Origin of the sequence: Nocardia thailandica NBRC 100428 (assembly GCF_000308795.1) — a bacterium.
Classification (GTDB): domain Bacteria; phylum Actinomycetota; class Actinomycetes; order Mycobacteriales; family Mycobacteriaceae; genus Nocardia; species Nocardia thailandica.
The window spans coordinates 61944-72230 of the sequence record NZ_BAGK01000045.1; the positions used below are offsets into that span (position 1 = coordinate 61944).

The window sequence follows — 10287 nt, forward strand, 5'->3', positions numbered from 1 at the left end:
CCGAAGGGAACGACAGTGCAGGTGCTCGACAACATCTCGGCCACCGTCGAGAAGCAGGTGAAGCGGCGGCCCTGGCTGGATCATCTGGTGCGGGCCGGTGGCCGCTTCCAGTCCCAGCGGGGTGACTACTACGCGGCGGGCATCACGTATTTCACGGTGCTGTCGCTGTTTCCGCTGCTCATGGTGGCGTTCTCGGTGGCGGGTTTCCTGCTGGCCGGGCACCCCACCTGGCTGACCGAGCTCCAGGAGAAGGTCGTCGAGAACATCCCCGGTTCGCTGGGTGATCAGCTCAACGACCTCATCGACCAGGCCATCGGTTCGCGCCGCACGGTCGGCGTGCTCGGCCTGCTGCTCGGCTTCTACACGGGGCTGGGCTGGATGGCCAACCTGCGGGCCGCGCTCACCGAGCAGTGGGCGGTCAAGAGCCCGGAGCAGCCGTGGTGGAAGGCCAAGCTCTCCGATCTGGGCGCGCTGGTCGGCCTCGGCCTGGCCTTCGTCGTGTCGCTCGGGCTGTCCACGCTGGGGTCGAGCGGCCTCGGCTCGCGGGTGCTGGAGTGGGTCGGGCTGGACACGATTCCCGGTGCGTCGCTGCTGGTTTCGCTGCTGGGCGTCGCCCTCGGGTTCCTCGCCTCGTGGGCCGTGTTCGCGTGGATGATCGCGCGGCTGCCCCGGGAGCCGGTGTCGCTGGCCAGCGCGGCGAAGGCGGCGGCACTGGCGGCGGTGGCCTTCGAGATCTTCAAGCTGGTCGGCGTGATCTACCTGCAGTCGGTGGTCTCCAGCCCGGCGGGTGCCACCTTCGGCTCGATCATCGGCCTCATGGTGTTCAGCTACATCACCTACCGGATCCTGCTGTTCGCCACCGCGTGGGCGGCGACCTCCTCCGACAACGACCGGCCCGCCGAACAGCCCGCCCCCGGGCCCGCGATCATCCAGCCACGGGTGACCGCGGGACTCAGCGCGGGGGAGGGGGCGGCGGCCTTCGGCGCGGGCGCGCTGGCCGCCGTCGCCCTCATGCTGCTCGGGCGCCGTCGGTAGTCCCGGTCAGCGCCTGCGGAACAGCCGCCGCGCCCACCAGAGCAGCAGGACGACCAGCGCGGCGCCGCCGCCGATGAGCACGGCGTCGAGCATGCGGCTGGGGACCGGTTCGGACTCGTAGGCGGTGTAGCGGTCGCCGGCGCCCGGCGGCGGGGAGGCCAGCGCGACCGAGGTCGGCGCGGGCCCGCCCTCGGACGGCAGGGAGCCGACGGTCGCGTCCTCGCCCAGGCCGAATCCGTAGTCCAGCAGCCGCGCGGCCTGCTCCCACGGCCGGATCGGGCGCACGTCGGCCTTGAGCAGGGTGACCACCAGGCGGTGGCCGCCGCGCTGGGCGGCCGCGACGAAGGTCTGGCGGGCGTCGTCGGTGAATCCGGTCTTGCCGCCGAGCGCGCCGTCGTAGTTGTAGAGCAGCTGGTTGTCGTTGGCGATGGGGAAGCCGGGGTGATCGGTGTCGCCGGGGATCGCCGGGTCGGCGGGGAAGCCGGGGAAGTCGACCTGTTCGGTGTGGATGAGCTCGGCGAACAGCGGGATGCGCATGGCCTCGCGGAACAGGGTCGTCAGGTCGTAGGCGGAGGTGCTCATGCCGGGGCCGTCGAGGCCGGACGGGGTCGCGGCGCGCGTGTCGAGGGCGTGCAGGGATTTCGCCAGGTCGTTCATCTTCGCCGTCGCGGCCTTGTCGCCGCCGAGCTGGGTGGCGATGGCGTGCGCGGCGTCGTTGCCCGAGCACATGATCAGCGCCTGCATGAGCTGGCGGTTGGTGTAGCGGCCGCCGGGGCCGATGCCGACGCGGGTGCCGTCGACGTCGGCGTCGGCCTGGGTGCCGACGACGACCTTGTCCAGGTCGAGGGTGCGCAGCGCGACGATGGCCAGCGCGACCTTGATCGTGCTGGCCGGGCGGTACCGCCCGTGCGGGTCCTTGGCCGCCAGGATCCGGCCGGTGTCGAGGTCGGCGACCATCCACGCGGTGGCCGAGATGTCGGCGGGTAGCGCGGGGGCGCCGTCGGGGGTCACGACGCCGCATTCGCCGAGGCGCTTGCCGCCGACGGGGGCCGAGGGCACCGGGAGCGGCTGCGGGGTCGGCTCGCCGGGCGCGGGCACCTCGGAGGTGTCGATGGGGGCGGGCGGCAGCGTGCGCTGGGGACACGCGTCGGTGTTCGGCGTGGTGAAGGGGGTCGTGGTGGGGGTGGTCGTCGTCGGGGCGCCGTTCGCGGGGACAGCGGTGGCGGCGGGGGCCCCGGTCAGCGCGGCGAGGGCGGCCGCGACGGCCAGGCAGGCGGCGTGCACGCGGAGATTCATCGGGATCCAAGACTAACGCGCCGGTTCGCGGCGCCCGGATCGCGCCGAGATATTGACAGACTCTCTCAAATGAAAGCTACTATCAAATAGTTTCGTCTCTCATCTGGAGGAAATCGTGGAACTGTCCCCGCGCCGCCGCCGGCTCGCCCTCGGGGCACTGGCCGTGGCCATGCTCACCATCGGACTCGACGTCACCGTGCTCACCGTCGCGCTGCCCACGCTGGCCGCCGACCTGCACGCCGACACCAGCGCGCTGCAGTGGTTCAGCAGCGCCTACACGCTCGCCCTCGCCGCCGTGATGCTGCCCGCGGGCGCCCTCGGCGACCGCTTCGGCCGCAAGAAACTGCTGCTCGGCGCGCTGATCGTCTTCGGCCTCGCCTCGCTGGCGTGCGCCTTCGCCACCGCGCCGGGTCAGCTGATCGCCGGGCGGGTGATCCTCGGGGTCGCGGCCGGGGTGATGATGCCGCTGTCCATGGCGGTACTGCCGGTGCTCTTCCCGGAACCGGCCGAGCGTCAGCGCGCGCTCACGGTCTGGGTCACCGCCACCGCCGTCGGGCTGCCGCTCGGGCCGATCGTCGGCGGCTGGCTGCTCCAGCACTTCTGGTGGGGCTCGGCGTTCCTGATCAACGTGCCGATGGTCGCCGTCGGCGCCGCGGCCGTGGCCCTGCTCGTGCCGGAATCCTCGGCGGCCGAACGATTCCCGATCGACGTCACCGGCGCCGTCCTCGCCGCGGCGGGCATGCTGGGGCTCACCTACGGATTCATCCGGCTCGGCGAGCGGGGCTGGGGCGACGCCCTCGCCTGGACGGTGATCGGCGCGGGGGTGCTCGCGGTCGTCGCCTTCGCCGGGTGGCAGCGCCGTGCCCCCGCGCCCCTGGTCGACCTCGGCCTGTTCGCCTCCCCGCGCTTCCGCTGGGGGACGGCCCTGTCCGTGCTGGTCAACTTCGCCATGTTCGGCCTGTTCTTCACCGTGCCGCAGTACTTCCAGGCCGTGCTCGGCGCGGACGCCTTCGGCAGCGGCCTTCGCCTGCTGCCCATGATCGGCGGCCTGCTCATCGGCAGCCGCGCCATCGAGCCCCTGCTGCCGAGGGTCGGCGCGCGCGTCGCCGTTCCGGCCGGCCTGGTGATCCTGGGCGGCGCGCTGCTGCTGGGCGCGCTCACCACCGTGGACAGCGGCTACGGCTACACCGCGGCCTGGACCACCCTGCTCGGCATCGGCATGGGCGTGGTGATGCCCACCGCGATGGGCATGGCCATGGCTGACCTGCCCGCCGAACGGGCGGGCTCGGGCTCCGGCCTGCTCCAGGCGCTGCGCCAGGCGGGCGGCACCATCGGCGTCGCGGTGCTCGGCACCGTCGCGCTGACCCGGTACCGGTCCGAGCTGGGTCCGCTGGACCGGGCGCCGATCTCCGACGGCGTGACCGCGGGCGTCGCGGTGACCCGCAGGCTGGGCGACCCGGCCGCGGTCGAGCTGGTGCAGCGCGCCTTCGTCTCGGGGATGAGCGCCACCCTGGCCGTCTGCGCGGGTCTGTGCCTGCTGGCGGCCGCGGCCGCCGCGTTCCTGCTGCGTTCGGTTCCCCGGATCCCGGCGACGGCGGGTGCGGCAGAATCGATGCATGTCGGTTGAGATGTCGCTCCGGGAGCGGAAGAAGGAACGGACCCGCCGGGTCATCCGGCAGGAGGCGTTCCGGCTGTTCGGTGAGCAGGGCTACACCGAGACCACGGTGGAGCAGATCGCCGCGGCCGCCGACGTCTCGCCCAGCACCTTCTTCCGCTACTTCCCGTCCAAGGAGCAGGTCGTCCTCGCCGACGACGTCGACCCGATCATGCTGGAGGCCATCGAGGCCCAGCCGGCGGACCTCGCCCCGCTCGACGCCCTGTGCGCAGCCATCGAGACCGTGTTCGACCGGATGCCCGCCGAGGGACTGGCCTTCGAGCGCGCGCGGTTCGACCTGATCCGCGCGGTCCCGGAGCTGCGCGGCGCCCTGGTGCGCGAGCAGGAACGCAACATCGAGATCGTGGCGGCGGCCCTGGCCGCCCGGGCGGGGCGCGCTCCCGCCGACTTCGAGGTGCGGGTGGTCGCCGGCGCGCTCGTCGGCGCGCTGTCGGCGGTGGTGCGCGAGATCGAGTTCGAGCCCGCCGTGCTCACCCGCGTCGTGCGGTTCCTGTCCGCGGGCATGCCGCTGGGCCCCCGCGAATGAGAAAGACCGTCCCGCAACGACGTCGGTGCGGGACGGTCTCGCCGGGCGGTCTCAGGAGTTGTGCTGCACCGGGCAGCCGTGGGCCAGCGGGCCGAGCAGCTGGTTGTTGTCGTAGTAGTGCTGCAGTTCGACGATGCGCAGGTCCTCGGAGACCCGGGCGATGGTCACGCCGAACATCTCGATGAGTTCGCCGGTGGGCTGGTGGCCCTTGTACTCACCGGTGTAGTGACCCCAGTGCCGCCAGCGGAAGGACACGGTGGGCGGGCCCGACAGCACTTCCAGGACCTCCCAGTAGAAGCCGTTCGGGAAGGCGGTGTGGAAGATCTCGTGGGAGGACTCGAAGGTCTCCTGCGAGCTCTCGTAGTACGGGTTGTCGCCGATGAGGATGTTGTAGGAGCCGATGCGGGCGAACTCCTCGGCGTCCTGCCACGGCCCGCCGTTGACCTGCCCGCGGTAGCGCTCGGCCACCACCGAGACCCACGTGGCGGGGTCCTTCTTGTGCGAGACCTCCATCTCGAAGACCTGAACCAGGCTCTCGACGATCTCCTCCAGCGAACCGGGGGCGTGGTCGGTGCTGCGCTGGGCGGGCATGACCTCCTTGGACAGGTGGTAGCCGGGCGCCTCGGCCCGCCAGTCCTCCGGTGCGGCCGCCGCGATCACGGCGTCACGGCCCTGCAGCCACAGGGGCGCCTGCGGTTCCTCCGACACCGGTTCCTGCGTATCAGTAGTGTCCACAGTCATTTTGGGAATCCCCGACCTTTCGAAACGCGAAACAACCGGTCGAAGGTAACAGCCGACCGGTCGGGCCGCCTGCCGCGTCTCACTCGGTGGGAACCAACTGTGTTCTGTGACAATCGAATTCGATCAGGCTATGACGCCGCCGCGCGAGATGCGCCCAATCGGTCCGGGGTGTCGTCGTCCATCTCGGCGAAGAATCCGCCCACCACGTCCTCGATCTCGGCCACCGACTCCGCGCAGAACAGCACCGGTTGATAGTGGGTGATGTCGTAGGCCAGGGTGCCCATGGCGGCGATGTCGAGGGGGCGCAGCCGCGCGGCGCGGAACTCCTCGATCTCACCGTAGGAGGACAGCAGGCCCGCGCCGTAGCAGCGGATCTCGCCGTGCTCGCGGACCACGCCGAACTCCAGCGAGAACCAGAACACGTCGGCGAGGAACTTCAGCGCGGCGTCGGTCTCCAGCCGCGCCACCGCGGCGCCGACCAGTTCGTAGAGCGCGGCGAAGCGCGGGCTCGCCAATTGATTGGCGTGGCCGATGATCTCGTGCACCGCGTCGGGTTCGGGGGTGTAGAGCGGCGCGCTGTGGTGGCGGATGTACTGGGTGGAGTGGAAGGTGCGGTCGGCGAAGGACCCGAAGAACTCCCGCAGCGGGACCAGGCCGGCGGCGGGCACGTAGCGGAACCCGGTGTGCGGCGCGAGCAGCGCGGTGACCTCGTCCAGCTGCGGGATGTGATCGCCGGGCAGCCCGAGCGCCCCGGCCGACCGCAGGACCTCACCGCAGGCGTAGGCGCGGTGCCTGCGGCGCAGCTCGGCGGAGACGATGCGCCACACCCGCTGCTCGTCGGCGGTGTAGTCGATGCGCGGCACCGGCGCGCCGGGGCGGTGGTCCAGCGCCAGCGCCGCGATGGCGTTGCGCCGCGCCCGGTAGTCCGGATCCCCGACCCCCGGGTGGTCGGCGCTCAGGTGCACGGTGACGTCGCCGTCGTCGCGGCGGGTCACGGGCGAGTACAACTGCGCCTCGGTGAACATGACTCCAGGCAAGCACCGCGCACCGATTCGGACAACCGGGACCCGCACAACTGCGCAAACTGTGCAGTTCGGCCGCCCGCGCGGCCGGGATTCCGGCGTTCACCAGTGTTTTCCAGGTGTTGGCGGGCGGGCCGGGAGTAGCCGGTTACCGGCGGGTAGGGCGTTTGCTGTGTGGTTCTGCGAACGTCTGGTTTCGGTAACGGGCCCGACATTCGCCGGACACCGGCGCGGCCGGTGACGGAAGATGGCCGCGTACGAAGGAGGACGCGTGCGAACCCTGCAGATCGATCTCGACCAGCGCTTGCTTGCCGCGGCGGCCGACATCCTCGGCACCGGCGACAGCAACGCCACCGTCAACGAGGCGCTGCGCCGCATCGTCGTGCACGAGCGGCAGCTACGCAATCTCGAACGCCTGATGGCGGATTCCGTCCTGGCCGTGGACCCGGCCATCGAGAACTGACCGGCGTTCGGTCCCGGCGGCGAGGGGTCTGCCGGGGCCGGTGACTGTCGGTGCCCTCTGCCATGATCGCGTCGTCGACGACGGATCGGAGGGGGACCATGTCGGTGCCGATCGCCCGGATACCCGAAGGCCAGCGGCCGAGGGAGCGCCTGCTCGCGCTGGGCGCCGCCGCGCTGAGCGACACCGAACTGCTGGCCCTGCTGCTCGGGCAGGGCACCCGCGGGCGATCCGCCCTCGAGCTGGCCGCCGAGTTGCTCGGCGCGCACGGCGGCTTGGCGGGCCTGGCCGCGGCGAGGCCCGAGGAGCTGGCCCACCGCGCCGGGATCGGCCCGGCCAAGGCCGCCACCGTGATCGCGGCCTTCCACCTCGGCACCCGCTCCCGGACGGGCGCGGCGGCGCCCCGGCTGAGCCGCCCGGACGACATCGCCCGCGCGGCCCTCCCGCTGTTCGCCGCCGCGCGGGTGGAGCGGCTGCTCGTGCTCGTCTGCGACGCCCGCAACCGCCTGCGGCACCGGATCTTCGTGGCCGAGGGCGCCATCGACCACGTCGCCGTGCCGGTCCGCGAGATCCTCAACACCGTGCTGCGCCACGACGGGCGGGCCTTCGCCGTCGTGCACAACCATCCCTCCGGCGAGGCCGAGCCGAGCCAGGACGACCGCCGCGCGACCACCCTGCTCCGGCACGCCGCGCACGCCGTCGGCCTCCGCTTCCTCGACCACGTCGTCGTCGCGGGCGACACCTGGGCCACCGCGCCGCCGGACCGCTGAGCCCGGCCAATCAGCCGGCGAACCCGGCCGTCCGGGCAAGCTCGCCGAGCATGGCGTCGAACATGACCTCGGGCCGGGAGAGCGGCAACGGGTAGTTGCCGAACACCTCGAGGGTGACATGGCCGAAGATCCGCGCCCAGGTCTGGGCCATGAGGTAGGTGACCCCGAGATCGAGCTTCTCGGCCGGGAACTTCTGCCCGGACTCCGAGAGCATCAGCACCAGCTCGTCCTGGAAGGCGATCAGGTCCTCGCGTAGGGCGCCCGGGATGGCGTCGCCCGGCGGGGTGGCGATGTCGAAACCGGCGAGCAGCCTGCCCGCGGCCGCCAGGAAGATCCGGCCGAACGGCTCGTCGAAGCGGCGCAGCAGGGGCGGCTGCCGGTCGCCGGGGGAGACGAAGACCAGGGTGTACTCGCGCGGATGGGCCAGCGCCCAGCGCCGGAAGCCCCGGCAGATGGCCAGGAACTGCACCGCCGCGTCGTCGGGCAGGTCCTCGATCTCGGCCGACAGCGCGCCGGCGAGCTCGGCGCAGAACTCGCGCCGCAGCCGTTCCAGCAGGTCCTCGTGGGAGGCGTAGTGCCGGTAGAGCGCGGGGGCGGTGACCCCGAGGTCGCGGGCGATGGCGCGCAGGGTCACCGCGTCGGGGCCCTGCCCGGCCAGCAGCACCCGCGCGACCCGCACGATGTCGGCGTCCGAGACCACCGGTGCGCGCCCCCGCTGCCGTTCGCCTGCCAACCGGTCACCACCCCTGTCTCGCCGTGAACCCAGCCGGCTCAAGCGTATTCGACTTCCCATCGTTTGATGCCGTTGAGCCAGCCGCTGCGCAGGCGCACCGGTTCGGAGACCTGGCGCAGGTTCGGCATGGCATCGGCGATGGCATTGAACATCAGATCGATCTCCAGCCGGGCCAGATTCGCCCCGACGCAGTAGTGGGTGCCGGTGCCGCCGAAGCCGACGTGCGGGTTCGGGTTGCGCAGCACGTCGAAACGGAACGGGTCGACGAAGGCGGACTCGTCGAAGTTGGCGGAGCTGTAGAACAATCCGACCCGCTGGCCCTTGCGGATCAGCTGCCCGCCGAACTCCAGGTCGCGGGTGGCGGTGCGCTGGAAGGCCGTCACCGGGGTGGCCCAGCGCACGATCTCGTCGGGCGCGGTGCGCGGGCGCTCCTGCTTGTAGAGCTCCCACTGGTCCGGGTTGTCGACGAAGGCCTTCATGCCGTGCGTGATCGAGTTGCGGGTCGTCTCGTTGCCCGCGACGGCCAGCAGGATGACGAAGAACGCGAACTCGTCCGAACCGAGGTGCTCGCCGTCGACGTCGGCGTTGACCAGCTGGGTGACGATGTCGGCGGCCGGGCAGGCGCGGCGCTGCTCGGCCATGTTCCAGGCGTAGCCCATGACCTCGGCGGTGGCGGTGTGGTGGTCGCCCTCGAACTCGGGATCGTCGTAGGAGATCATCTGGTTGGTCCAGTCGAACAGCTTCTTGCGGTCCTCCTGCGGGACGCCGACCAGCTCGGCGATGGCCTGCAGCGGCAGCTCGCAGGCGACCTGCTCGACGAAGTCGCCGCGCCCGGTCCGCTTGGCCTCCCACACGATCCGTTCGGCGCGCTCGGTCAGCGCCGCGCGCAGGCTCTCCACCGCGCGGGGGGTGAACCCCTTGGACACGATGCGGCGGATCTTGGTGTGCTGCGGCGGATCCAGGTTCAGCATCAGCATGTTGCCGAGCATGTCGATCTGCTCGCGCGTGGTCTCCTCGTTGAACCGGATGATCGCGGTGTTCTCGTGGGAGGAGAAGTCCTCGGGGTTCTTCGAGATCTCCTTGATGTCCTCGAGCCGTGACACGACCCAGTAGCCGCCGTCGTCGAAGCCGCTGGCGCGGCCGGACTGGGCGCACCACCAGACCGGCGCGGTGCGGCGCAGTTCGGCGAACTCCTCGACCGGCACGCGGCCTGCGAGCAGGTCGGGGTCGGTGAAATCGAATCCTGCGGGGATGGCGGGGCTGCTCACGGTCTTCTCCTCCGGTCCGGCCGCGTGCCGGGGCGACGCGGGGTGGAACACGTTCCATGAGGATGGAACCACGGACGAGCTATTCGTGAATACCGTTTAGTAATACCTGTAAAGAAAATCTGGTTCAGGCCCGTGGACGGAGCACGACCAGGCCGGGGACGGTCGCGAGGTAGTCGCGCAGCGGGGTGTCGACCACCTGGTTGCCGTTGGCCGCCAGCGACGAGGCGTTGCGGAAGACCGGCCCGCCCGGCGTGTCGACGAAGATGCCGACGTGGGTGACGTCCAGGCCGGGCGCGTCGGCGTAGGCGCCCAGGTAGTCCCCGGTCCGCAGGCCGGCGATGACGCCCGCGTCGACCGCGCCGCTCGGCAGGTAGGCGACCGCGCGCGGGGTCACCGGAATCCCCGGCAGGTACACGCCGCCGGCGGCCTTGGCGTTGAGCTGCTTGGTGACGGTGGTCGCGGCGCCCAGGCTCGCGGTGATGTCGTCGGCCGCGACGCGGTCGGTGTTCGCCCAGTCGGTGAAGAAGTGCTTGCGGCGGGTGAAGTCGACCAGGCCGCCCGTGTAGCGGGCCGCGATCACGTTCGCGACGAACTCGTCCCGGGTGCCCGACCGCCGGGCCGCCTCGATGTAGTCCAGGTAGGTGAAGCAGTCGACCGCGCGCAGGTCGACGACCAGCTGCTCGGGCACCGTCGCCGAACCGACGAGCATGTCCGCCCGGTACGGCGTGCCGAGCAGCTGCCGGGACAGCACCTCGATCAGC

Annotated in this window: 11 protein-coding genes; 5 read left to right on the forward strand and 6 right to left on the reverse strand. The window is 71.5% G+C overall.

The genetic code is table 11. The features are described from left to right. Positions 1–15: 15 nt before the first annotated feature. Positions 16–1035 (forward strand): inner membrane protein YhjD, encoded by a 1020-nt coding sequence (gene yhjD / locus ON36_RS05055; protein ID WP_043648123.1) that lies wholly within the window; start codon positions 16–18, stop codon positions 1033–1035. Between the two features lie 6 nt (positions 1036–1041). On the opposite strand, the gene ON36_RS05060 is transcribed toward yhjD, so the two are convergent. Beyond that, a complete protein-coding gene (locus ON36_RS05060) occupies positions 1042–2331 on the reverse strand; it encodes a D-alanyl-D-alanine carboxypeptidase family protein (protein WP_043648126.1) in 1290 nt (429 codons plus the stop codon). Positions 2332–2500: 169 nt separating this feature from the next. On the opposite strand from ON36_RS05060, the gene ON36_RS05065 reads away from it, so the two are divergent. Together ON36_RS05065 and ON36_RS05070 are read left to right on the forward strand one after the other, a co-directional pair. Then, positions 2501–3958, forward strand: a complete 1458-nt coding sequence (locus ON36_RS05065) for an MFS transporter (RefSeq protein ID WP_085999572.1) — start codon at positions 2501–2503, stop codon at positions 3956–3958. After that, positions 3948–4532 carry an acyl-CoA-like ligand-binding transcription factor gene (locus ON36_RS05070; protein ID WP_043648132.1) on the forward strand — a complete coding sequence of 195 codons (585 nt, stop codon included), beginning with the start codon at positions 3948–3950 and terminating at the stop codon, positions 4530–4532. Before ON36_RS05065 ends, ON36_RS05070 begins: the two co-directional genes overlap by 11 nt. A 51-nt stretch (positions 4533–4583) precedes the next feature. On the opposite strand, the gene ON36_RS05075 is transcribed toward ON36_RS05070, so the two are convergent. Continuing rightward, positions 4584–5240 carry an ester cyclase gene (locus ON36_RS05075; RefSeq protein WP_043648135.1) on the reverse strand — a complete coding sequence of 219 codons (657 nt, stop codon included), beginning with the start codon at positions 5238–5240 and terminating at the stop codon, positions 4584–4586. A gap of 161 nt (positions 5241–5401) precedes the next feature. Continuing rightward, positions 5402–6298 (reverse strand): phenylalanine 4-monooxygenase, encoded by an 897-nt coding sequence (locus ON36_RS05080; protein ID WP_043648138.1) that lies wholly within the window; start codon positions 6296–6298, stop codon positions 5402–5404. Between the two features lie 268 nt (positions 6299–6566). Between ON36_RS05080 and ON36_RS05085 the strand changes: the two genes are divergently transcribed. After that, positions 6567–6758 (forward strand): type II toxin-antitoxin system VapB family antitoxin, encoded by a 192-nt coding sequence (locus ON36_RS05085; protein ID WP_043648142.1) that lies wholly within the window; start codon positions 6567–6569, stop codon positions 6756–6758. 98 nt (positions 6759–6856) lie between these two features. Next, positions 6857–7525 carry a JAB domain-containing protein gene (locus ON36_RS05090; RefSeq protein WP_043648144.1) on the forward strand — a complete coding sequence of 223 codons (669 nt, stop codon included), beginning with the start codon at positions 6857–6859 and terminating at the stop codon, positions 7523–7525. A 10-nt stretch (positions 7526–7535) separates the two neighbouring features. On the opposite strand, the gene ON36_RS05095 is transcribed toward ON36_RS05090, so the two are convergent. The 3 genes from ON36_RS05095 to ON36_RS05105 form a co-directional block, all read right to left on the reverse strand. Beyond that, positions 7536–8258, reverse strand: coding sequence for a TetR/AcrR family transcriptional regulator (locus ON36_RS05095; protein ID WP_043648147.1), 723 nt, complete (start codon positions 8256–8258; stop codon positions 7536–7538). A 38-nt stretch (positions 8259–8296) separates the two neighbouring features. Then, positions 8297–9526, reverse strand: coding sequence for a cytochrome P450 (locus ON36_RS05100; RefSeq protein ID WP_043648215.1), 1230 nt, complete (start codon positions 9524–9526; stop codon positions 8297–8299). A gap of 124 nt (positions 9527–9650) precedes the next feature. Beyond that, positions 9651–10287 (reverse strand): N-acetylmuramoyl-L-alanine amidase-like domain-containing protein (locus ON36_RS05105; protein ID WP_043648150.1); only part of this gene is annotated, 637 nt, incomplete at its 5' end.